Annotated in this window: 19 protein-coding genes; 4 read left to right on the top strand and 15 right to left on the bottom strand. The window is 60.4% G+C overall.

Going from position 1 to position 22,234, the window contains the following annotated elements:
- The first annotated feature begins 115 nt into the window (after window positions 1-115).
- Window positions 116-835 carry an endonuclease/exonuclease/phosphatase family protein gene (locus DTJ15_RS03130; protein WP_248460534.1) on the top strand — a complete coding sequence of 240 codons (720 nt, stop codon included), beginning with the start codon at window positions 116-118 and terminating at the stop codon, window positions 833-835.
- Here DTJ15_RS03130 and DTJ15_RS03125 read toward each other — a convergent pair.
- The 12 genes from DTJ15_RS03125 to hpnA form a co-directional block, all read right to left on the bottom strand.
- Window positions 826-2,247: a phospholipase D-like domain-containing protein gene (locus tag DTJ15_RS03125; RefSeq protein WP_086431047.1), complete on the bottom strand. Its 1,422-nt coding sequence runs from the start codon at window positions 2,245-2,247 to the stop codon at window positions 826-828. The two genes, DTJ15_RS03130 and DTJ15_RS03125, sit on opposite strands and share 10 nt — an antisense overlap.
- Window positions 2,248-2,333: 86 nt before the next feature.
- Window positions 2,334-4,544, bottom strand: a complete 2,211-nt coding sequence (gene parC / locus DTJ15_RS03120; protein ID WP_103765464.1) for a DNA topoisomerase IV subunit A — start codon at window positions 4,542-4,544, stop codon at window positions 2,334-2,336.
- 41 nt (window positions 4,545-4,585) lie between these two features.
- Window positions 4,586-5,392 carry a DNA repair protein RecO gene (recO, locus tag DTJ15_RS03115; protein ID WP_249109375.1) on the bottom strand — a complete coding sequence of 269 codons (807 nt, stop codon included), beginning with the start codon at window positions 5,390-5,392 and terminating at the stop codon, window positions 4,586-4,588.
- A 42-nt stretch (window positions 5,393-5,434) separates the two neighbouring features.
- Window positions 5,435-6,346 carry a translation elongation factor Ts gene (gene tsf / locus DTJ15_RS03110; RefSeq protein ID WP_043560447.1) on the bottom strand — a complete coding sequence of 304 codons (912 nt, stop codon included), beginning with the start codon at window positions 6,344-6,346 and terminating at the stop codon, window positions 5,435-5,437.
- 148 nt (window positions 6,347-6,494) lie between these two features.
- Window positions 6,495-7,262, bottom strand: a complete 768-nt coding sequence (gene rpsB, locus DTJ15_RS03105; RefSeq protein WP_043560449.1) for a 30S ribosomal protein S2 — start codon at window positions 7,260-7,262, stop codon at window positions 6,495-6,497.
- 179 nt (window positions 7,263-7,441) lie between these two features.
- Window positions 7,442-8,080, bottom strand: a complete 639-nt coding sequence (locus tag DTJ15_RS03100) for a hypothetical protein (protein WP_154981556.1) — start codon at window positions 8,078-8,080, stop codon at window positions 7,442-7,444.
- Window positions 8,080-10,008 (bottom strand): squalene--hopene cyclase, encoded by a 1,929-nt coding sequence (gene shc, locus DTJ15_RS03095; RefSeq protein WP_249079732.1) that lies wholly within the window; start codon window positions 10,006-10,008, stop codon window positions 8,080-8,082. The genes DTJ15_RS03100 and shc overlap by 1 nt, the downstream gene beginning before the upstream one ends.
- A 101-nt stretch (window positions 10,009-10,109) precedes the next feature.
- Complete coding sequence (gene hpnE, locus DTJ15_RS03090; RefSeq protein ID WP_249109374.1) at window positions 10,110-11,414, bottom strand: hydroxysqualene dehydroxylase HpnE; 1,305 nt, start codon at window positions 11,412-11,414, stop codon at window positions 10,110-10,112.
- A complete protein-coding gene (hpnD, locus tag DTJ15_RS03085; RefSeq protein ID WP_081563073.1) occupies window positions 11,411-12,295 on the bottom strand; it encodes a presqualene diphosphate synthase HpnD in 885 nt (294 codons plus the stop codon). Before hpnD ends, hpnE begins: the two co-directional genes overlap by 4 nt.
- 117 nt (window positions 12,296-12,412) lie before the next feature.
- Window positions 12,413-13,303: a squalene synthase HpnC gene (hpnC, locus tag DTJ15_RS03080; RefSeq protein ID WP_227449636.1), complete on the bottom strand. Its 891-nt coding sequence runs from the start codon at window positions 13,301-13,303 to the stop codon at window positions 12,413-12,415.
- Window positions 13,300-14,454, bottom strand: coding sequence for a glycosyltransferase (locus DTJ15_RS03075; RefSeq protein ID WP_043560465.1), 1,155 nt, complete (start codon window positions 14,452-14,454; stop codon window positions 13,300-13,302). The genes hpnC and DTJ15_RS03075 overlap by 4 nt, the downstream gene beginning before the upstream one ends.
- Before the next feature lie 25 nt (window positions 14,455-14,479).
- Window positions 14,480-15,487, bottom strand: coding sequence for a hopanoid-associated sugar epimerase (gene hpnA / locus DTJ15_RS03070; protein ID WP_043560468.1), 1,008 nt, complete (start codon window positions 15,485-15,487; stop codon window positions 14,480-14,482).
- Window positions 15,488-15,617: 130 nt separating this feature from the next.
- On the opposite strand from hpnA, the gene DTJ15_RS03065 reads away from it, so the two are divergent.
- Together DTJ15_RS03065 and DTJ15_RS03060 are read left to right on the top strand one after the other, a co-directional pair.
- Window positions 15,618-16,628, top strand: a complete 1,011-nt coding sequence (locus DTJ15_RS03065; protein ID WP_249109372.1) for a lysylphosphatidylglycerol synthase domain-containing protein — start codon at window positions 15,618-15,620, stop codon at window positions 16,626-16,628.
- A 48-nt stretch (window positions 16,629-16,676) separates the two neighbouring features.
- Window positions 16,677-17,567, top strand: a complete 891-nt coding sequence (locus DTJ15_RS03060) for a prephenate dehydrogenase/arogenate dehydrogenase family protein (protein ID WP_043560473.1) — start codon at window positions 16,677-16,679, stop codon at window positions 17,565-17,567.
- Window positions 17,568-17,693: 126 nt separating this feature from the next.
- On the opposite strand, the gene pyk is transcribed toward DTJ15_RS03060, so the two are convergent.
- Window positions 17,694-19,058 (bottom strand): pyruvate kinase, encoded by a 1,365-nt coding sequence (gene pyk, locus DTJ15_RS03055; RefSeq protein ID WP_043560476.1) that lies wholly within the window; start codon window positions 19,056-19,058, stop codon window positions 17,694-17,696.
- Window positions 19,059-19,082: 24 nt separating this feature from the next.
- Window positions 19,083-19,802, bottom strand: a complete 720-nt coding sequence (locus DTJ15_RS03050; protein WP_227431355.1) for an SH3 domain-containing protein — start codon at window positions 19,800-19,802, stop codon at window positions 19,083-19,085.
- A 315-nt stretch (window positions 19,803-20,117) separates the two neighbouring features.
- Between DTJ15_RS03050 and DTJ15_RS03045 the strand changes: the two genes are divergently transcribed.
- Window positions 20,118-20,399 (top strand): hypothetical protein, encoded by a 282-nt coding sequence (locus DTJ15_RS03045; RefSeq protein ID WP_249109370.1) that lies wholly within the window; start codon window positions 20,118-20,120, stop codon window positions 20,397-20,399.
- Window positions 20,400-20,630: 231 nt separating this feature from the next.
- Here DTJ15_RS03045 and guaA read toward each other — a convergent pair whose 3' ends face one another.
- Entirely contained in the window at window positions 20,631-22,226 is a 1,596-nt protein-coding gene (guaA, locus tag DTJ15_RS03040) for a glutamine-hydrolyzing GMP synthase (RefSeq protein ID WP_081563461.1), read from the bottom strand.
- Between the last annotated feature and the right edge of the window lie 8 nt (window positions 22,227-22,234).

Here is a 22,234-nt window from a genome sequence, read left to right as displayed (position 1 = left end):
CCCCTGCCGTACAGCTTTCTCCTGTAGAGAAGGCCGGTATCTGGCATGAAGGTTCCATGATGTTCTTTACCGCCAAAACGGTATAGACTGCCTTCTCCCTTTCAGGCCTGTGCAGATGGGTCTTGTTTCTGTTGATTATCAGGTCATTACAACAATGCAGGACCCGACATTGCCGTTTGCAGTCCCCCATGCCCTCCGGCTGGTGAGCTGGAACCTTTTTCATGAGGATGGTGCCACGCTGGAGGATATCCGCCTCCTGCTGCGGGTTACGAAGCCCGACATACTGCTCATGCAGGAATGCCGCCCCTTCATCAACCGTCTGCCCGACCTCATAGGGGGGCATTTCAGCCGTCTGGCTTCAGAGGGACGGGTCCATGGCACCGCCTGCTGGAGCCGCCATCCCTTTCTCTCCTCCCCACGGCTGCACATGCTGCCGCCCGGTCTGGCTGCCCACCGTTCTGCCCAGCTGCTGGAATTTGATACAGGGTTTGGGCCGTTCGGCCTCGCCAATGTCCATCTCTCCCACGGTCCCATCCTCAACCGGCGTCAGCTGCGGCTCATCCGGGAGGAACTGCCGGAACGGGCCATCATCATCGGAGACTTCAATCAGGTAGGCCCCGCCATGTTGCGGGGTTTCAGGGATGTGGGACCACGGGAGCAGACCCACCGGATGCTCGACAGGGTGCCCCTGCGGCTGGACCGCTGCCTTGTCCGCGGTTTCTCCCTGATGGAACGGCGGGTCTATCCCCGTTTCGGATCAGACCATCGCCCCATTGCCGTCACCCTGCAACCAGAGGCCATAAGCAGCAGCCTCACCCTTCCTGATCAGAGATAAGGCAGGAAGAGACAGCAGGCCGCATTCCGCAGGCGGACCGGCAGGGACCATGAATCAATTTCAGCAAGCGTCAGCTGATGGCTGCAATGGCCAAGGATGAACTCTTCCAGATGACCTGCCGTCTCCGCACCATGCAGGGTCAGATTGCATTCGAAATTGAGACGCAGGGAACGTCGGTCCAGATTGGCACTGCCAACAAGGCTCCAGGCCCGGTCCACTGTCATGAGCTTGGAATGGTTGAAAGGCGGATCCCCCAGCCAGACCCGGCAACCCGCCAGCACCAGGTTCCTGAGGCGGGCATTGCGGGCATAATCCGTCACCGGATGGTTGCTGTGACGGGGAACAACAATATCCACCCGCACCCCACGCAGGGCAGCCAGCCCAAGCTCTGTGGCAAACCGGTTATCCGGGATGAAATAAGGGGTCATGAAGCAGACATGGCTGCGGGCCAGAATGACAGCCTGAAGAATGGTATATTCAATCTTCTCAACGTCCATGTCCGGCCCTGACGTCACGACACGGGCCGGAATGCTGCCACCCGCCACGGGCACCGGAAAATAACGCTCCCCTTCCAGGGTTTCCCCAGTCGTGAAGGCCCAGTCCCTCACAAAGACCTCGGAAAGCTGCTGGACCACGGGGCCTTCCAGCTGGAAATGCGTATCCGCCACCGGGATGCGCCGCCCTCTGGGCTGGTTGAGCAGATTTTCCGCTCCAATATTCAACCCACCCATGAAGCCTGTCCGGCCATCCACCACCAATATCTTGCGATGGTCCCGCAGATTGATGAACGGCATCCGCCAAGGCCAGAGAGAATGCATGAACCGGGCACAGGGTATGTTCTCCCGCTTCAACCTCTGGATGATCGGGCTGTAGAGATAGCCACTGCCGATACCATCCACCAGTACACGGACCTCGACCCCACGCTGCCGGGCCTCCGCCAGAGCTGCCACGAATTTCCTGCCGATTCCATCATCCCGAAAAATGTAGGAACAGAGCAGAATGGAGTGCTTTGCCCGGGCAATGCTTTCCAGCATCCTCGGATACGCATGGTCGCCATCATGCAGGCAGGTCACGCTGTTCCCCTTGAGCAGGGGCAGGCCAGTCAGTCCATCCAGCATCTTTACCAGAGGTGCCATGAAACTGTCGGCAGCATCATGGGTCCATGTCGCCAGAAAGGCCGTCTCCTCCGGGCTGACATCTTCCCGCAGCTTCTGCGCCCGGCGATGGACACGATTGATCCCCAGGCAGAGATAAAGCAGCGACCCCAGATAGGGCATGACCCAGCAGAAACCTATCCAGCCAGCGGCAGCAGCCGTATCCCGTTTGGTGAGCAGGATATGGCCTGTTACCAGAAGGGAAAGACTGACATGCAGCAGCCCCAGCAGGAAGGTGTATGAAAAAAGCGCTGCCATGTCCTCTCCTCAGCATGGTCCCATTAATCAGCCCGCCCCCACCTGCAGGCGGAGACGGCCGGCAGGCTGTTTCAGGCTTGTCCCGCCTATCGGCGCAGCATCCATTGTGGTGCTGCCCGCCCGACAGCGCCCCGGCGGCCAACCAGCGGGGCCAGATCAGCCGGGGACCGGACCTTCTGCCCCTCCTGCCAGACGAGGCCCTCTTCCAGAGAGAAGAGACGGATATGACTGATCGCCACGCCATCAGCCAGTTTCTGGAGGCTGACACCCCCTCCCTTCGCCACTTCGGCCACCTGCTCCAGCGGGAAAATGAGCGCACGTCTGGCTGTTGTCAGGCAGAGAACATGCGTCCCCTCAGCGGGCAGGGCAAGCCATACCTGCGCTCCATCCCGCACGTTGAACACCTGCCGCCCTGTTCTCTTCTCTGCTGCAAGATTGCTGGCGGCCACCTGCATCCCCCGGCCATCGGTACTGGCCAGAAAATACCGGGCATCATCCTCACCAAGAACAAACAGGGCCACAGCCTGATCATCCTGCGCCAGATCAGCCAGTGTCCGCACCGGCTGACCAAAGCCACGCCCCCGGGGCAGGTCCGCCACCTTCAGCGTGAAAGCCCGCCCCCCGGCTGCCATCAGACAGAGACGGTCCGTACTCTGACACTCGACATGCCAGGCCAGTCCGTCCCCTTCCTTGAAGCGATGGTTCTCCACATCATGCCCATGCCCCTTGACAGCACGAACCCAGCCCTCCTGTGAAAGAAGCACCGTGACAGGTTCCCGTTCCACCGCCAGAGCGGCAGAGGTATCAATGCTGACCGGGGCCTCACCCATGACCGTGCGACGCTGGCCATAGGGTCCACCTTCAAACAGGGCCTGCATCTTCTGGAGATCTTTCCCGATCCGGCTCCAGCGCCGCTTTTCAGACCCTAGCAGAGCCTCCAGTGACGCCTGCTCTTTGCCCAGACCGTCCCATTCCTTGCGGATTTCCATTTCTTCCAGCCGTCGAAGGGACCGCAGACGCATGTTCAGCACATGATCCGCCTGAAGCTCACTCAAGGAGAACGCTTTCATGAGGGCAGGCTTCGGCTCATCCTCTTCCCGGATGATGCGGATGACCTCATCAAGGTTGAGATAGACCTTCAGGAAACCATCCAGAATTTCCAGTCTTTTCAGGACGGCATCCAGACGGTGCTGCGTGCGGCGGACCAGTACATCATGCACATGCTCCAGCCATGCCTTCAGAACATCCTTGAGAGACAGCACGCCGGGGATTTTCCCCTGGCTGAGAACGTTCATGTTCAGGCTGAAGCGGCTTTCCAGCATGGTGTGCCGGAAGAGCGTTTCCATCAGCACATCAGGCTCGCAACTGCGGGTTCTGGGTTCCAGAACCAACCGGATATCCGTTGTGCTTTCATCCCGTACATCAGCCAGGAGAGGAAGTTTCTTCTCTTCCATCTTCCTGGCGATATCTTCGATCAGTTTACCCTTCTGCACCTGATAGGGAATTTCCGAGACGATGATGGTCCATGCGCCACCACGGCCCTTCTCGACCGCCCAGCGTGCCCGGATGCGGAAGCTGCCACGCCCTGTCTCATAGGCCTGGACGAGCGTCTGGCGGTCCTCAACCAGCAGGCCACCGGTGGGGAAATCCGGCCCCGGCACGACATCCAGCAACTCCTCCGTGCTACAGTCCGGCTTCTCGATCAGTAACCGGGCCGCCTGATAGAGTTCGGCGGCATTATGAGGAGGGATGCTGGTGGCCATACCCACGGCAATCCCGGCCGCTCCATTGGCCAGAAGATTGGGGAAAAGCCCCGGCAGGACGACCGGTTCCTGATCCTCATTATCGTAGGTCGGACGGAAATCGACCGCATCATCGCTGATTCCTTCCAGCATGATGCGGGCCGTTTCGGTCATGCGGCTTTCGGTGTACCGCATGGCAGCCGCACCATCGCCATCAATGGACCCGAAATTGCCCTGTCCTTCCACCAGCGGATAACGCACGGCAAAATCCTGCGCCAGACGCACCAGCGCATCATAGACGGATGCATCCCCATGGGGATGGAACTTACCGATGACATCACCCACCACACGGGCACATTTCTTGAAGCCGGAACTCGGGTCCAGCTTGAGCTGCTGCATGGCATAGAGCAAACGGCGATGCACCGGTTTGAGCCCATCCCGTACATCCGGCAGAGAGCGTGACGTGATGGTGGACATGGCGTAGGCCAGATAACGCTCACTCAGTGCCTCAGCCAGCCGTGTATCTTCGATATGCCCGGCGAGATCGCCCGTCATAAGGTCTCCTGCTTCATGTTCGCCTCTCTGATGGAGACAGGTTAGACACGCTCTTCTTCCTCCTGTCCAGAGGACGCATCCTCAGCCAGTCGATACAGGGCTGTCATCAGCCGGTCCCGTGCAGCGGGCAAAGGACGATGGCAGGCAGCAAAAACAGCCCGCTGAAGAAAATGGCCACTCAGCCTTGCCCCAGCAAGCCAGTCTGCCGGCTTTCCTTCCTCTTCATCATCCAGAAGACAGGACGGCAGAGGAAGAAGACGATCCTTCCACTCCCCAGCTCCCTCCTCACTTACGGCACGCCCCGTGCGGGGAGACACATAGGCCAGCCCCTCCCGCACGCCCGTAACGGCACATTGGTCCAACGTCAGGCCATACCCCAGCTGCTCCAGAAGAAGCAGTTCCCAGCGCAGATAAAGCGCCACGGGTGGCAGGGCGGCGGACACGCTCATCACCCCCATGAAATGGGCCAGAGACGCAAACAGCGCCTCATGTGGCTCCCTCTCTGGCAGGGCTTCACTACACAGGCCACAGGCACTCCCGAGCAGGGACAGAGATAGAGGATGGTCGAGGAGGAAAGACGCTGTGGGCCGCACAAGCTCCGCTGTCATGTAACCCAACTGTTCTGGCAGGCGGGCCTTCCAGCGGGCCACGACCAGACTGCCCTCCTGCCAGAGCGCCGCCTGCCGCCGGGACTGCCCGCCACGCACCAGAGCATGAAAAACCCCCCGATGCCGGGTCAGTGCACGGACCAGCAGACTGCTTTCCCCATGAGGAGAAAGCCGCAGGATGATGGCCGGGTCTTCCCACTCCATACCGTTACCCTCAAGACAGAAAAAGGGGCCCGCCATATTGGCGAAGCCCCTTTCTTCTAGCAAGAAACCGTTAAAGGCTTATTTCTTCTGGCCAGAAGCCGCAGCCACCTCGGCAGCAAAGTCCGTCTCAGCCTTCTCGATGCCTTCACCCAGCTTGTAGCGGGCAAAACCAACCAGCTTGGCACCAGCCTTCTTGACGACTTCCTTCACGCGGCTCTCACCGTCATGCACCCAGACCTGCTCCAGCAGAACCACTTCCTCGTAGAACTTGCGGATACGGCCTTCCACCATCTTCTCGATGATGGCTTCCGGCTTGCCGGAGGCACGGGCCTGGTCTTCCAGCACCTTGCGCTCGTGAGCAACGGACGCAGCGTCCACGCCATCCACATCCAGAGCCGTCGGGCTGGTGGCAGCAACGTGCATACCAATCTGGCGGCCCAGTGTCAGCAGAGCTTCACTCTCGGAAGGAGCCTCGACAGCAGCCAGCACACCGATACGGCCTACGCCGGGGCGCAGGGCACCGTGAACGTAGCTGGCCACGACACCAGACGGCACGCTCAGCACGTCCACGCGACGCAGGCTCATGTTCTCACCAATGGTGGCGACCAGATGGGTCAGCTCATCAGCAACAGTACGGCCAGACGGCATCTTGGCAGCCTTGACGGCCTCCAGATCACCACCAACCTGCAGAGCCACCTTGGCGATGTCTTCCACAGCCTGCTGGAAGGCATCATTGCGAGCCACGAAGTCCGTCTCGGCATTGACCTCGACCATGGCAGCCTTCTTGCCATCAACGGCCACACCCACCAGACCTTCAGCCGCAACGCGGCCAGACTTCTTGGCAGCCTGGGACAGACCCTTCTTGCGCAGCCAGTCGATGGCAGCCTGCATGTCGCCATTGGCTTCCGTCAGGGCCTTTTTACAGTCCATCATGCCTGCGCTTGTTGTATCGCGCAGCTCACGCACCATTGCAGCAGTAACTTCTGCCATATCTCTTCATCCCCGATAAAACACCCATGCAGCCGGAAAGTCTCCACGGCTGCATGAGCTGTTCATGTCACAATATCCACTGTCCGGCCACTCCATGAAAGACGGGCCGGACTGTCCGCATGGCCCTGTGGCCAAAAGCCGGAGAGGCTTATTCAGCCTTCTCTGCCACAACGGTTTCCTCAACCGGCAGCTCTGCGGAAGCGCCAATGTCCTGCCCGGACGCAGCCAGCTCGGCAGAAATGCCATCCAGCACGGCACCGGAGACCAGGTCGCAATATGTGGCGATGGCACGGATGGCATCATCATTGCCCGGGATCGGGAAAGTGACACCCTTCGGGTCGGAGTTGCTGTCCAGCACGGCAATCACGGGGATGCCCAGCTTGTTGGCTTCCTCAACAGCCAGCTTCTCCTTGTTCGTGTCGATCACGAACAGCAGGTCCGGCAGGCCACCCATATCCTTGATGCCGCCAAGGGAGCGTTCCAGCTTTTCGCGGTCACGGGTGATGTCGAGGACTTCCTTCTTGGTCAGGCCGGTCGTGTCGCCAGCCAGCATTTCGTCAATGCCACGCAGACGCTTGATGGAGCCGGTGATGGTCTTCCAGTTCGTCAGCATCCCACCGAGCCAACGGTGATTGACGTAGTACTGGCCGCAACGCTGTGCTGCATCAGCCACCAGATCGGCAGCGGAGCGCTTCGTACCGACGAACAGAACACGTCCACCGGAAGCCACGGTGTCACGCACCTGCTTCAGGGCGCGGTCCAGCAGCGGAACGGTCTGCTGAAGGTCGATGATGTGCACCTGGTTGCGGACACCGAACAGGTACGGTGCCATGGCCGGGTTCCAGCGACGTGTGTGATGACCGAAATGAACACCAGCCTCGAGCAGCTGGCGCATCGTGAACTGTGGCATTGCCATAGTCTGAAACTTTCTTTCTCTGGTTTGTCCTCCGCATGGCAACGCCCCTTGGTGGCAAGGGACACCAGGCAATCCGGGCCATGCGTGCGAAATATACCTCCCGCCCCACATGGAAGCGGCAAATACGGCCCTTCTCTAGAACAGGCCGGACGGAAACGCAAGTACTCCGACGACGCCTTTCAGACCCGTGCGAGCGGAAGTGTTTCCAGAAAATCAGCCATGGCCTGATGGGCACGGGCAGCATCACGCCCCAGGCCGATCAAGGCGCCAATCTGCACGGGATGCCTCAGGATGGACCCCAGCAAAGCCGGCACGTGGACCCGCCCGTCCTTCAGGCCTTCCCGGGCAGCGGGGGGAAGGTCCCTGCCCGCATCGTCACAGATCACCCGCAGAACCGCAAAGGGCAGGCCAGACCGGGCTACGAGACCACTCTCCATATCCACGGCGTGGCACCCCGTCCGGGAAAAAAGGTCAGCTTTCTCTCTGGCCGTGCCAATCATGACCGGGCTGTGCAGGATGCCACCCCGGACAGCCGCCTGGGCCGCACCGAAACGGGCACTCAGGGCGGGATCAGCCCTGTAATGCTCACCATCAGCCTGCACATATTCAGCCACCTGCACACTCCCCGGTGGCAGGACGGCATCCAGCGCCCCGGAGCAGCCAAAAGACAGCAATGCCGTCACACCTTCATCCTGAAGAGCCTGAAGAGCCTGCCGTGCCCCGGTCTCACAGGCATGGCTCAGGGCGATCTTCGCCCCGGGGAAAAAACGGCGGGCCAGCCGTGCTTCCTGCCTGAGCCCTGCCAGGACCCCCAGCATCAGAAACCGAACTCCACCTGCCCGGAATTGCTATCAGCCAGATTGCGGTACCGGGACAGCGCCATGAGCGGGAAGAACTGCTTGTAGCCATGATAGCGCAGGTAAAAAACCTTGGGGAAACCAACGGCATTATACGGCGCCTCGTGCCATTCACCCTGATCATCCTGCGCCTGCATCAGATAGGCCATGCCACGGCGGACAGCCTCACTATCGTGGCGACCAACAGCCATCAGCCCCAACGTTGCCCAGGCCGTCTGGGTCGGCAGGCTCTCCTTGTAAAGGCCCTGTGGGGCCCCCTCATAGCTGGCGCAGTCCTCACCCCAGCCGCCATCATCATTCTGTACGCTCTCCAGCCAGGCGACGGCCCGACGCACCATCGGGTCATCATGACTGATACCAGCAATGTTCAGGGCACAGAGAACGGACCACGTGCCGTAAATGTAATTCGTCCCCCAGCGGCCGAACCAGCTGCCGGATTTTTCCTGCTCGGAGCGGATATAATCCAGTCCCTTGCGGATCACCTCACGATCTTCCGGATGACCCAACTGGGAGAGGAACGAAATGCAACGTGCGGAGACATCCACCGTCGGTGGGTCCAGCAACGCACCGTGGTCGGAGAATGGAATGTGGTTCAGCACCTCCATGTTGTTGTCGATGTCGAAGGCCCCCCAACCACCATTGCTGCTCTGCATGCCAATGATCCATTCCCGGGCACGCTCGATGGCCGTACGGTTCTCTTCAGGGTCGATCCTGTGCAGCAACATGCCGACAACAGCCGTATCATCCACGTCCGGATAATAATCATTCTCGTACTGGAAAGCCCAACCTCCCGGACGCAGGGTCGGCGCATTGATGGCCCAGTCCCCTCTGACATCCAGAATCTGGCGCTCCCTGAGCCAGGCAGCGGCCTTCTTCAGGGCAATCGCCGTCTCGGCCGGCATCACGCCCCTGGCACCGGTCGAAGCCTCCAGCATGGCAAGACCGGAAAGCCCCGTATCCCACACAGGCGACACGCAGGGCTGGCAATAGGCCTCATCATCCTTCACTACCAGCAGGCCCTGTACCGCCTCCCATGCCTGGACAACCCGTGGATCATCATCCGGCACCCCCAGGGTCCGGTACATCATGATCACATTCGCCATGGCAGGATAAATGGCACCCAGTCCACCGCCACTCAGCCGCTTCTCGATAAAATCGATCGTGACACGGATGGCCTTCTCATGAACGGAACGGGGAATGAATGGAACCAGCGGCCGGATGAGCTTGTCCAGACCGGTAAATACCCGCCCCCAGACCGACCGGTACGGACCGCGTATCCAGTCCCTGATGGTGGCTGGCGGTCTCCTGAACAGCTCCTGCACCCGCACGCCACGGGGATTCAGGGCCAACGGCCTGTAAGCTGCCAGAATGAGCAGCGGCGCTATGACCGCCCTGGACCAGTAGGACATGTTCCAGACCGAGAAAAACGCCTTGCGGGGCAGCAGCATGAGCTCCACTGGCATGACGGGCACGGCATCCCACGGAACTTCCCCGTACAGGGCCAGCTGGATGCGGGTGAAGACGTTGCTCCGCTCTGCCCCGCCATGATGCAGGATGGCCGCACGGGCCTTGCGCATGTGGGGGGCTTCCGGATCATCCCCGATCATCTTCAGGGCGAAATAGGCCTTCACGCTGGCGGAAAGATCAAACCGGCCATCCGTATAGAGAGACCAGCCCCCATGCTCACCCTGTGTCCGTCGCAGATAGACTCCGATCTTCTGCTCAAGCTCCACATCAATGCAGTCAAGGAAATGGCGCAGCAGAACATATTCCGACGGGATGGTTGCATCGGCTTCCAGTTCAAAGACCCAATGACCGTCACTCTTCTGACGCTTGCCCAAGGCAGTATGGGAAGCCCTGACAGCCTGCTCCACCACCGTGGCATCCATGTTATGACGGAACAACGTCTTGTTCACTGACCTCTCCTCCAAAATCCTCGCACAGCAGGGCTTGTGCCTGTCCACATGTGCGGAGACCATAAACCAGTTCTTCAGGTACACGCCGCTCCGGCAGACGCCGTGCGAAAACCAAGCGCTCCCACCGCCACCAGCCCGGACTGTATGGCACCCTCGATTGTGGAAGGCAGACCAGTATCCGTCCAGTCCCCGGCAAGAGCAAGATTGGGATGAGCCGTTTTTGCTCCCGGCCGCTTTTTATCCTGTTCCGGTGTGGCTGCAAAGGTGGCCCGCTTCTCCCGGATCAACCGGGCAGCCGGCATGTCCTGCGGCAGCGGGGTCTCAACCAGCGGGTCCAGGGCCTGATGCAGTTCCGCCCATATGTGCGCCAGCATCTCGTCCTGGCGCCAGTCCGCATAGCGGTTGGCCGCACTGACCGTGACGGACAGGACCTCATCATGCAGGAAGACCCACTCCGCCACACCACCAACAAGCCCAAGAAAACCAGCCTGCTTCAGAGCACCACGAGGCCGCAGAGGCTGCTGGAGGCGATAATGGGCATTGGCAATGCTCTCGAACTCATCCGGCCCTTCCAGCCCCGGCAGCAACCCGACCGCCACCGGTGACGGAACGGCCAGGATGACCGCATCTTCTGCCCCCAGTCTCACAGGGCCACTGGATGTCTCCAGCGCACTCACACGCCCTGATCCATCCCCAAACGCAAGGGCAGAGACGCGCGTACCCGTAAGCACCTGAGCATGAAACTGCTCCAAGTAATGCAGTGCGGGGGTCACAAAACTTTCCGAAAGCCCTCTGGCGGCCATCCACGGGCAACAGGCCTGTCCCCCTTTAGCCAGCGTCCGCCGTACGATGTTACCCAGCAGACGGGCACTTCCCCGGTCTATGCCCGTATTGAGGCCGGAGACAGCCAGCGGCTCCAGCAGGCGCCGGGCAAACTGCCCCGGCAGGAGACAGTCTGCCACGCTGGCCTGATCACCAGCCTTCATCAGGCGGAACAGAGCCCTCACCTCCCCAAGGCGCATACCGGGCACACGGCTGCCCCGCCGCAGCAGCCAGAAAGGCAGACGCCCCGGCGAGAGGCGCAACGTCCAGGAAAGGCCCGCCTCCAGATCATGCCACGGAAAAACGGGAGCCCCCGGCCCCTGCAACGTATCCCGGGCACCCAGACGGTCGAGATAGCGGAACGTGGCAGGATTGGCGGAAAGGAGCAGATGATTGCCGTTATCGATGACCGTGTCCAGCGCCCTGTCATGAAAGGACCGGGCCCGCCCCCCACAGGCCGGACCAGCCTCATAGACGGTCACCTGCGCCTGGGGTGCCAGCTCCACAGCAGCGGAAAGACCCGCAAGTCCTCCACCAATGACATGAACATGGCTCACAATGACACTCCAGCCGCCGCCAGCAGCATGGCCAGCTTCTTGCGGACGGAACAAACCCGCAGAGGGGCCTCCGGGTTGCGCCAGCCACGGCGGCAGAGAGCGGCCAGCGTGACCCGGTAGGAGGCCGCCATGATCCGGGCCGGGCGCACCGTGGCTGCCGGGCACTGTTTCATCAGAGCCGTAGCCCGGCGGAAATGATCTTTTGCCCGTCCTGCGAGGATACGGCACAGCCCATCCAGCCCAACGGCATAGAGAGCCTCGGCGGGATCAGCCGGCACGCTGTAACGCCGCAGCAGTTCGGCTGGCAGGTACAGCCGTCCACGGGCTGCATCTTCGGCAATGTCACGCAGGATGTTCGTCAGCTGAAGGGCACGGCCCAGATGGTAGGCAAGCCTGTCCCCCTGCTCCTCCGGCGTGCCGAAGATGCGCACGGACAACCTGCCCACAGCAGACGCCACCCGGTCGCAGTACAGGTCCAGCGTAGCCTCATCAGGAGCCACGACCGGTTCACCACAATCCATGAGCATCCCATCAATGATGGCAATGAAATCATCCTGCCTGAGCCCGAACTGCCTGATGGCCTCAAGCAGGACACGCTCCAGCGCCGTATCGGCCTGCCCCTCATACAGGGCGGCAATACGACCTTTCCAGCTCTCCAGGGCGGAAGCAGGGTCATCATGAGGGGTGTCGCCATCGGCGATGTCATCCACGACACGACAGAAGGCATAGATGGCAAACATGCCATCCCGCCGCCCGGGAGGCAGGATTTTCATCCCCCGTCCAAACGACGTCCCTGACCGGTTGACGATCTCTTCCACCTGTCTCAGGTCAGACGGAGCACATGGCAGACCCTGAGACGTATTGTGACGAACAGAGACCATAACCTTCCTCATATCCCTTCAATGGCCGCAGCCAGAACCGTAACCACAGGCCGATCACAGCCTGCCCTCTTCTAGCGGCAAAGTCTGCCGTGGCAAAGAGCCAGCATGAAACCCGCCTCAGCGCAGGTAACGCATGGCCCAGCCCAACGCCCGCAGACCATCAGACTTTGTCAGCGCCACCCGTTCGGCTATCGGGTCCTGCCGGTGCAGACGCTCTGTCAGGCGGCGGCAGAGTGCCACGATCACGGCGGCCTCCAGCCTCATGCGACGGTCTTTCACAAGTGCGGGAAGACGTGCGGCCTCCTCATTCAGGGCATCAACATGAGCCAGCATGCGATCGAACACGCGCCGTACACCCGGCTTGCTGCGGGCAAGGATGAGGTCCTTCAGGCGGACATTCTCTTCCTGCAACCACGGGAGAGGCACATAACAGCGGTTCAGCTGCTTCAGATCACTGCTGACATCCTGCATGTGATTGACAATCTGCAATGCCGTACAGAGCGCATCCGACGGACCGAAGGTCTCTTCCCCTTCACCATGCAGCATCAGCAGGAAGCGCCCTACGGGATTGGCCGAATAGCGGCAGTAATGCAGCAGCTCCGACCAGTGTTCATAGCGTGTCTTTTCCGCATCCATGATGAAGGCCGTTATCAGGTCGCTTCCCAGCTCCAACGGCAGGTTGCGCTCCTGAAGAACCGTCCGGAGGATGACCGCACTCCAGGCATCAGCCCGGCCAGGCGGGGGCTTCCGCTCGCCGTGCAGGACCTCACGCAGGGCTTTCAGCCGGACCACCTTCTGAGCGGGAGACAGCCGGGTATTGTCCACCATGTCGTCCGCCACACGGGCAAACCTGTAATAGGCATGGACGGCGGGCCTGTGTCCCGGAGATATCAGGAAAGACCCGACGGGGAAGTTCTCATCCTTCATGCCCTTGCTGGAAGAAACGTCCTGTTTTCCCCAGATATGGGCATCCTCCTGCGCCATGGCCCCACCAGACTGTGGCATCATGATTCTGCTCCTTCATACGACCGCCCGCGCCAGCTGACACCTTTGCCCCGATAATGATTCACTGCGGAGCCGACGGTTGCCATCATGTAGAAGGCAGCCACCAGCGGCAATGAGAGGACGCGCCACCATGACAGGTTGAACCAGCGCAGGGTCGGCATGAACGTAATGCAGCTGAGCGCATATGCACAGCCACCCACCACGCGGTTTTTACCACGGCCGAACAGAAGAAGGCGAACCGGCAGAAACCATATCAGAACCATGCCGGCCAAGGCTTTCAGAAGGTTCCAGGGGGAGAATTCGAGCTGGACATAAGCGTTGCGGGCGATCATGTGCCATATCTCGCCCAAGGTCTGATAGGTGCGGATAGACCATGCCTGTTCGCTGCACCCAAGATAAAGCCGCCCTCCGGCCTCCTTGACACGGGCACCGAGCGTACAGTCGTCGATCAAGGCATCCCTGAGGGTCTGTATTCCCCCTATCATCTCCAGCATCTTGCGGCGGATCAGCACCGTCCCCCCGGCAGCTCCAGCCACTGGAGACTGCGGGTCAGCGATCCTTCGAAAAGGATAGAGCATGGCAAAGAAATAGACGAAGGCCGGAACAAAAACCTTTTCCCAGAAACAGGCGCAGTTCAGCTTCACCATCTCGGAAACCATGTCGATATTTTCGCTCTGGGCTCTCTCCACCAGAGAGGAAACATGGTCTTCCTTATGGACAATATCGGCATCTGTCAGAAGGACATAGCCATCAGCAGGAAGGAACTCCAGAGCCTCTTCCTGCCCCTGCCCAACGGCCCAGAGTTTGCCGCTCCACCCCGCCGGGTGGGGCTTCCCATCCAGAACGGTCAGGCGTCCTTGCGGGTCTGGCACACGGCGGGCAATATCCCCCGTACCATCAGTACTTTCATCATCCACAAGGAAAACATGATAGCGCCCCTGATAATCCTGCCCCAGCAGGGAAGACAGGCAGGCACTGATGGAGGCTGCTTCATCACGGGCTGGAACGATGACAGCCACGGCTGGAAGGCCATTCTTCCAACGTCTGGCCTTCAGCCCCCTCCTGAGCCAGGGGCCACCAATCCAGAACTGACCATGAAAAAATGTCAGCCCCAGCCAGGCCAACAAGGAAAACAACGCCATCACAAAAACCATCACCGTGCCAGCCTGCTACTACCTCTCAAGATAAAAAATGTCCCCGCCCATGCTGGCGGAACCAGGCCACGGAATCGGCAACGGCCTGACGGGCCGGACGGGGGCGGTACCCCAGCTCCTGCTCCGCCTTGGCCGAAGAAAAAAACATCAACTTTTTGGACATGTCCAGCATCTCTTTCGTGACACGAGGCTGAATTCCAAAGCCTTTTGCCAACAGTTCGGAAAGATAGGCTACCGGATAAAGCCATGACTGCCTGAGCTGGATACGGGGCGGACGGCGATGGGCGACCTCCGCCACCATGCGAAAAAGATCACCCAGCATGAGATTTTCGCCGCCCAGAATATATTTTTCGCCAATCGTACCATGCTCAAAAGCAAGCACATGGCCTTCTGCCACATCATCAACATGGACAATATTCAGCCCAGTCTCGACATAAGCCGGCATACGGCCTGTCGCACAGTCCAGAATCATCTGCCCGGTCGGTGTCGGCTTGATGTCCCGTGGTCCCACCGGAGTCGATGGATTCACAATGACAGCCGGCAGGCCCTCCTCCCGGACAAGGCGCAGAACTTCCTGCTCCGCCCGATATTTGGACCGCTTGTAAACGCCCACGATCTGATCCTCCGTCACGGGGGAAGACTCCGTGGCCGGAATGCCATCATGGGCCGTGGCCAGTGCCGCAACGGAGGAACAATACACGATACGCTTTACACCCGCCTTCATGGCGGCGAGCATCAGGCGCCGGGTTCCCTCGACATTGGCCTTCATCATCACTTCAGGGTTTGGTACCCAAAGGCGATAATCCGCCGCTACATGGAAAAGATAGGTCACGCCCTCCAGCGCCTCAGCCAGGCTCTGAGGGTCTGCCAGGTCTCCGACAACAAATTCCACGGGCAGGTCGGCCACGTTGCGGCGATCCGATGTCTGCCGGACCAGAAGGCGCAGACGACGACCACGCTCCAGCAAAGCCCGTGCGACGGCCGATCCCACAAAACCGGTTGCCCCGGTCACCAGGGTCACATCTTCTGACATCTCCGCTCCTTCCTCACTTCAGCGCCTTGTTCTGCCGGATATAGGCCCCGTCATCATGGCGGGTAAAGCCCTGCTGATTGGACGTGCGCCACGGAGTGGCCTAGAAGGACATGAACATGAATTTAACACTATGGCGGACACCTTGAAAAAAATACTTCCCTTTGTTCTTTCCCTTACAGGTGTCGTCCTTTTCTGTTTTCTGACCCTGCGTACTGGCATACACCCGATTTTGGCCTCACTTGCCAAGATCGGCCTCAGCGGGTTCATCCTGCTGATCCTCAGCCAGCTGGCCGTCAACGTTCTCCTCGGCGTCGCCTGGAAAAGCAGCATCGCCAGCATCAGCTTCCTCCGCCTGACCTTTTCCCGGTTTGTCCGGGATGCTGCAGCAGCGTGCCTGCCTTTTTCCCAGCTTGGCGGAATGCTCATCGGCATACGGGCCACCACGGCGGGCCACCCCCGCCATACGACGGATGGACAGCCCATCAGCTGGACAGAGGGAGTTGCCGCCAACATTGTTGACATCACAACGGAAGTTCTGGGGCAGCTCGCTTTCATCATCATCGCCCTGCTCTGCCTTGTCGGCCAGGCCGATGCCGGGCGATTTGTCTGGCCGCTGGCCATTGGCATCGTTCTGCTGAGCATCGGCATGGCGGGTTTCATCTGGACACAGCAGCGCAGCGGCAATGCCCTCCAGGCGCTGGCCCGTTTTCTTTCCAAGCACATCTCTGCCGACTGGCATGATGCGCTGGCTGAAAACAGCGAAAATTTCCAGAGCTATATTGAAAGCCTCTGGGACCAGCCGGTCCGCATCGGCCTGGGGGCAGCGCTGCATCTGCTCTGCTGGATTGGTAGCGCCCTGCTGACATGGCTGTCCCTTATCCTGCTGGGCGCACACTGTTCTTTTCTCAATGCACTGGCCATTGAAGGGGCCGTCTGTGGTATCATGTCCGCCGGTTTTCTGGTGCCCGGTGCCTTGGGGGTGCAGGAAGCAGGTTATGTGGCTCTGGGGCATCTGTTCGGCATCAGTGCCGACATTTCCATCAGCATCTCCCTGCTGCGACGGGGACGGGACATCGTCATCGGCGTGCCTGTCCTGTTGCTCTGGCAGCTCTATGAGTTCCGCCAGCTGCGCCGGTCCTGAACAACACACTGGCCCACATGCGCTTTACAGGATGAAACGGATATCTCCATGGCTGATGCCCCCCTCTTTGACACCCTGACCATCATCGGCCCGGGGCTGATCGGCTCTTCCATCCTCCGCCGTGCCCGACAGACAGGCACCCTTGCCCGCCGCCTCATCACAGCCGACAGCGCCCCGGCTGTTCTCCAGCGGGCAAGAGAGCTGGACCTGGCGGATGAAGTCACAGCCTCCCTGACAGAGGCAGCCGCAAAATCCGATGCTGTCATCCTCTGCATTCCCACGGGGGCCATCCGGCCGGTCGCTGCAGCCATCCTTCCCCACATGAGGCCCGGGAGCATCCTCAGTGACGTCGCCTCCGTCCGCAGCACATTGGGGCCGGACATCAGCGCTCTGCTGCCAGAAGATGTCAGCTATGTTCCGGCTCACCCCATGGCTGGTACGGAATATTCCGGCCCAGATGCCGGGTTCGCCACCCTGTTCGAGAATCGCTGGACCCTGCTCGTCCCCCCCGCGGGAACACCCTCTGAAGCCATCACCACGATGGAAACTTTCTGGCAGCGCTGTGGGGCCCGCACCCGACAGATTACCGACCAGTATCATGACCAGATATGCGCCATGGTCAGCCATCTCCCGCATCTTCTGGCCTTCACCATATGCGATACTGCGGACCGTCTTTCCGCCGACCTCCGGGCCGATGTGCTGGAATATGCCGCTTCGGGCTTTCGGGACTTCACCCGCATCGCTGCGTCCGACCCGACCATGTGGCGAGACATCTTCCTGACAAACAGGGACGTCCTGCTCGCCACGTTCGAGCGTTTCGAGAAGGATGCCCACCTCATGGTCGAGGCCATACGTAATGGCGATTCCGAGGCCATCACGGAGCGCATCAGGCGTGGACGCCGTATCCGGCAGGGGTTGATCGAGAACAAGCAGGCCTGACCGTTTCTTCTTCAACCCCATGCAAAAAAAGCCCGGCAGGTGATCAGTCTGCCGGGCTCCTTCTTTTCTCCCTGCATCCCGGAAGGCCGAAGCCTCCAGGGATGCAGACAACGCATCAGCGAAGGATCAGACCTTGACGATGCGCAGGTTCTTGGAGCTGTCGAGCAGGACGACATGCTCACCACCCTTGGCGAACTCGCCAACGGCCTTCACATCATCCTTGCTGGAAACAACCTTCGGGAACACGCCCCAGACCACGCACAGGCGGCGGGAGGTCGTCTCGTTCGTCAGGGCCACGACCGGCTCATGCGGACGCTCCCGGGAAACCAGCACGGCACTGCGGCCATTCTCCGTATGCACGGCCAGAGCGGCTGCACGGGCGTTGCGGGCCACATCGAAGGCTGACTTGGCCTGTGCACCCTGGATCGTGTGCTCGGAGACCGGGCGCATGCGGTCCATGCGGGCACGCCATTCCGGGTCCTGCTCCACACGGGCGGTGACACGAGCCATCGTGGCCACGGCTTCCGGCCCGAAGGAACCGGCAGCACTCTCAGCGGAGAGCATGACAGCATCAGCACCGTCGTAAACAGCATTGGCCACGTCGGAGACTTCCGCACGGGTCGCCACCGGGCTGCTGATCATGCTTTCCATCATCTGCGTTGCCACGATGACCGGACGTCCCTGACGACGGGCCTCGGTGATGGCACGCTTCTGGATGACCGGAACATCCTCGGCCGGCAGCTCGACACCCAGGTCGCCACGGGCCACCATCAGCGCATCGGAGAGACGGATGATCTCATCGAGGCACTCAACAGCCTGCGGCTTCTCCAGCTTGGTGACGATCCATGCACGGCCCTTGACGATGTCACGGGCTTCCTGAATGTCTTCCGGACGCTGGACGAAGGACAGAGCGATCAGATCCACACCAATGGAGAGGGCGAACTGGAGATCCTTGTGGTCCTTCTCTGTCAGGGCCGGGATCGGCAGGGCAACGTCAGGAACGTTCACACCTTTGCGCTCGGAGAGCTTGCCCCCCACGAGAACTTCCGTCTCCAGCGCTTCCTTGTGCTTCTTCGTGACGCGCAGAGCCAGCTTGCCGTCATCCAGCAGGAGGCGGTGACCGACATCAACAGCGGCGATGATCTCCGGGTGCGGCAGGTTGACACGGTTGGCATCGCCGGGGGTCTTGTCCAGATCCAGCGTGAATTTCTGGCCGACCTTCAGCTGGACCGGGCCATCCTTGAACACGCCAACACGCAGCTTCGGCCCCTGGAAGTCGGCCAGGACGGCCAGAGGGCGGCCCAGCTTGGCTTCGGCCTCACGCACGGCCTTGTGGCGGGCGGCGTGCTCATCATGGGCACCGTGGGAGAAGTTCAGGCGGAAAACATTCACACCGGTCTTGGCAAGATGGAGAATCTGCTCAGCGGTTTCTGATGCCGGCCCGAGGGTCGCAACAATCCGAGTGCGGCGATGATGGATGTTGGCTGTCATAACATTCCTCGACTTTTCATTTGTTCAGTCAGGCTGAATGATTTCACCGGGTTGCACCCCCCATAACAGGCGGCGTTCGATCCACCCGTCATAGCCCCTGACTGTGACATGACACCATGATGAGCCCTGTGGACAGGCCTTGATCTTTCCGATCGCCCCCGGCTCCAGCAGGGCGACAACGGTCCGGTCCGGCTTGTCCGAACTCATCAGAGGGACGTCATGATTCTGGCCCCGTGCCACCTCCCCCGCCGGCACGTATGCCACAATGCGGGAATCAGCATGACCCGTGGTCGAAACTTTAGACGCATCCCCATCATAGGACACGGAACCGGGTATGATAAAGGAACGGCTGCCATGCAGCGTCACCTGATGTACCCAGCCCTTCTGGCCATCCTGGTCCTCCACAAGACGCCAGACCCCGAATTCCCGCTCGATCAGCACCGGATATCCACGGCGATGATAGACCCAGTCGATCGGATACCGCTCACCGGGGCCACGCCGCATGTAAACACGGTCCGCCCGCATGGCGGCATAGCGGGGCAGTGGCAGCTTTGTCTCCGTACCAACATTGTCGGGAACAGGAGGCGGAGCTGGCTGCGTCGTCGGAGCCGCAGGAGCGACCTTGTGAGGGGTAGTGCGCCCATGGTGGACACGCCCATGCGCTTTTGCCGCATGGGCTGGCTCATGCACGGCGGCGTGGTGCTTTTCATGCCGCTTACCATGATGATGGGAAGCATGAGACATAGCCTGCTCTCCCTCCGCCCCACGGGCGGGACAAGCTGCAAACAGGGCCATCACCACAATCGGTAACGCCCCCTGCACAGGCAGCCTACAGGAAAATGAAACAGGTACTCTCATCCCTTTATCCCTGCCAAGGGACAGCCATTTGGGCAAGCCGTATTCCCCCTCTCATGTCCAAAAAATCCGCTCATGTACAGCAACCCTGCCCTGCCAGAAAAGCGTGGCATGGTCACGCCACGCTTCTGTCCACCCATGCGAACCAGAACACACTCATACCACAAATCAGGACCAACAATGAGGCATCAGGGAGTCCTGATCATGCCCCAGACCACCAGAGGCCGCCTCATGATCCTGTTTCTGGGGCAGCTGCTTTTCACGGCTTCATTCTCAGTCGATCTGACCCTGACAGGGATTGTCGGCTATCAGCTGACGCCTGACAAGACTCTGGCCACTCTCCCTTACTCCCTCATCACGCTCGTGGCCTGCCTGACAACTTTTGGAGCTTCGATCCTCATGGGCAGACTGGGGCGGAGGATCGGCTTCATACTGGGAGCAATGGCTGGAACATCCTCTTTGCCTCCGGTTCAACTCTGCTTGTGAAAGCCATCCCTTACCCGGACTGAACACCACTCCTCCCAGGAAAGGAGGGAAATGCAATAAAATCCAACCGCCTGGCAGTCTCTATTCACTCATCTTTTCCCTCATAGGACATGCTCTCATATCTCATGACCTTTCTGTACAGACTGACATCTTCCTGACCATCATCAGGGCACAAAAAAGGCCTGCATTCCTGCAGGCCTTCCCCATCATTCCCCATAATGTTCTGCAGTCTCACTCCCACTCGATCGTGCCCGGTGGCTTGGAGGTGATGTCGTAGGTGACACGGTTGATGCCACGCACCTCGTTCACGATGCGGCCAGCGACACGGTTGAGGAACTCGAAAGTGAAGGGATAGACCTCGGCGGTCATGCCGTCCGTGCTGGTGACGGCACGCAGGGCGCAGGCCTGATCGTAGGTACGGTCATCACCCATCACGCCCACTGTGCGGACAGGCAGGAGAACCGCAAAAGCCTGCCAGATTTCATCATACAGGCCAGCCTTGCGGATTTCCTCCAGATAGATGCTGTCCACCTTCCGCAGGAGGTCCAGCTTCTCCCGTGTGATGTCACCGGGGATACGGATGGCCAGCCCCGGCCCCGGGAATGGATGCCGCCCGACAATATGCTCCGGCACGCCGATCTCACGGCCCAGCGCACGGACCTCATCCTTGAAGAGCTCACGCAGCGGCTCGACCAGCTCCATGTTCATCCGTTCTGGCAGACCGCCCACATTGTGATGGGACTTGATGGTCACGGACGGCCCGCCATTGAAGCTGACACTCTCGATCACATCCGGATACAGCGTGCCCTGCGCCAGGAACTGCGCCCCGCCCAGCTTGGCCGCTTCCTGCTCGAAGACCTCAATGAAGAGGCGGCCAATGGTCTTGCGCTTCACCTCCGGGTCCGTCACCCCGGCCAGCTCGCCAAGGAACAGGTCGGAGGCATCACGATGGACCAGATGGATGTTGAAACGGTCACGGAAGGTTTTCACCACCTCGTCGGCCTCACCGGCACGCAGGATGCCCGGATCGACAAAGATGCAGGTCAGCTGGTCCCCGATGGCATCATGGATCAGCTTGGCCGCCACGGAGCTGTCCACCCCGCCGGAGAGACCACAGATCACCTTGCCATCACCCACCTGCTTGCGGATGCGGGCAATTTCCAGATCACGGAAACCGGCCATCGTCCACGTGCCGGAGCAGCCTGCCACGCCATGCGTGAAGTTGCGGATCAGCTCCGCCCCATGTGGCGTATGCACCACCTCCGGGTGGAACTGCACGCCATAGATGCGGCGTTCTTCATTGGCGATGATGGCAAACGGTGCCCCCTCGGAATAGGCCACAGCCCTGAAGCCCGGCGGCAGGGCCGCCACACGGTCACCGTGGCTCATCCAGACCTGCTCACGCCCACCCTGTGCCCAGAGGCCATGGAACAGCGCACATTCCTCGGCGACATCAATATAGGCACGGCCAAATTCACGGTGGTCATGGGTTTCCACACGCCCGCCCAGCGTATGGCAGAGAACCTGCTGGCCGTAGCAGATACCCAGAATGGGGCGCTTCAGCTCCAGCAGCCCTTCCGGCAGGGTCGGCGCATTGTCGTCATGCACGCTGGCCGGGCTGCCGGACAGGATGATGCCCCGCGGGTTGAACTCACGGATTTTCTCCAGCGGGGAAGTGAACGGCCAGATCTCACAATACACCCCGCTTTCCCGCACGCGGCGGGCGATCAGCTGGGTCACCTGGCTGCCGAAATCCAGAATCAGGATACGGTCTTCATGGAGGGTTTCATCAAGCTGCTGAAGGGTGTCTGCGTTTTTCTGCGTCAAGTTCCGGG

Source organism: Parasaccharibacter sp. TMW 2.1891, from assembly GCF_023337675.1.
In the GTDB taxonomy this organism is placed as follows: Bacteria; Pseudomonadota; Alphaproteobacteria; order Acetobacterales; family Acetobacteraceae; genus Bombella; species Bombella apis.
This window is presented reverse-complemented; position numbering and strand designations above follow the sequence as displayed.

What these genes read in the sequence shown, in the direction of transcription:
- shc (WP_249079732.1), bottom strand. Translation starts at nt 10,008, where the DNA reads ATGGATGCCACGGTGGTGGAGCAGGCTGTCAGGGCTTCCCATACTGCC.
- hpnC (WP_227449636.1), bottom strand. Translation starts at nt 13,303, where the DNA reads ATGATGCCACAGTCTGGTGGGGCCATGGCGCAGGAGGATGCCCATATC.
- DTJ15_RS03075 (WP_043560465.1), bottom strand. Translation starts at nt 14,454, where the DNA reads ATGGTTTTTGTGATGGCGTTGTTTTCCTTGTTGGCCTGGCTGGGGCTG.
- parC (WP_103765464.1), bottom strand. Translation starts at nt 4,544, where the DNA reads ATGACGGGCGATCTCGCCGGGCATATCGAAGATACACGGCTGGCTGAG.
- DTJ15_RS03125 (WP_086431047.1), bottom strand. Translation starts at nt 2,247, where the DNA reads ATGGCAGCGCTTTTTTCATACACCTTCCTGCTGGGGCTGCTGCATGTC.
- tsf (WP_043560447.1), bottom strand. Translation starts at nt 6,346, where the DNA reads ATGGCAGAAGTTACTGCTGCAATGGTGCGTGAGCTGCGCGATACAACA.
- DTJ15_RS03045 (WP_249109370.1), top strand. Translation starts at nt 20,118, where the DNA reads ATGCCCCAGACCACCAGAGGCCGCCTCATGATCCTGTTTCTGGGGCAG.
- hpnA (WP_043560468.1), bottom strand. Translation starts at nt 15,487, where the DNA reads ATGTCAGAAGATGTGACCCTGGTGACCGGGGCAACCGGTTTTGTGGGA.
- DTJ15_RS03060 (WP_043560473.1), top strand. Translation starts at nt 16,677, where the DNA reads ATGGCTGATGCCCCCCTCTTTGACACCCTGACCATCATCGGCCCGGGG.
- rpsB (WP_043560449.1), bottom strand. Translation starts at nt 7,262, where the DNA reads ATGGCAATGCCACAGTTCACGATGCGCCAGCTGCTCGAGGCTGGTGTT.
- DTJ15_RS03065 (WP_249109372.1), top strand. Translation starts at nt 15,618, where the DNA reads ATGGCGGACACCTTGAAAAAAATACTTCCCTTTGTTCTTTCCCTTACA.
- pyk (WP_043560476.1), bottom strand. Translation starts at nt 19,058, where the DNA reads ATGACAGCCAACATCCATCATCGCCGCACTCGGATTGTTGCGACCCTC.
- hpnD (WP_081563073.1), bottom strand. Translation starts at nt 12,295, where the DNA reads ATGGTCTCTGTTCGTCACAATACGTCTCAGGGTCTGCCATGTGCTCCG.
- recO (WP_249109375.1), bottom strand. Translation starts at nt 5,392, where the DNA reads ATGGCGGGCCCCTTTTTCTGTCTTGAGGGTAACGGTATGGAGTGGGAA.
- DTJ15_RS03050 (WP_227431355.1), bottom strand. Translation starts at nt 19,802, where the DNA reads ATGTCTCATGCTTCCCATCATCATGGTAAGCGGCATGAAAAGCACCAC.
- DTJ15_RS03100 (WP_154981556.1), bottom strand. Translation starts at nt 8,080, where the DNA reads ATGCTGGGGGTCCTGGCAGGGCTCAGGCAGGAAGCACGGCTGGCCCGC.
- DTJ15_RS03130 (WP_248460534.1), top strand. Translation starts at nt 116, where the DNA reads ATGGGTCTTGTTTCTGTTGATTATCAGGTCATTACAACAATGCAGGAC.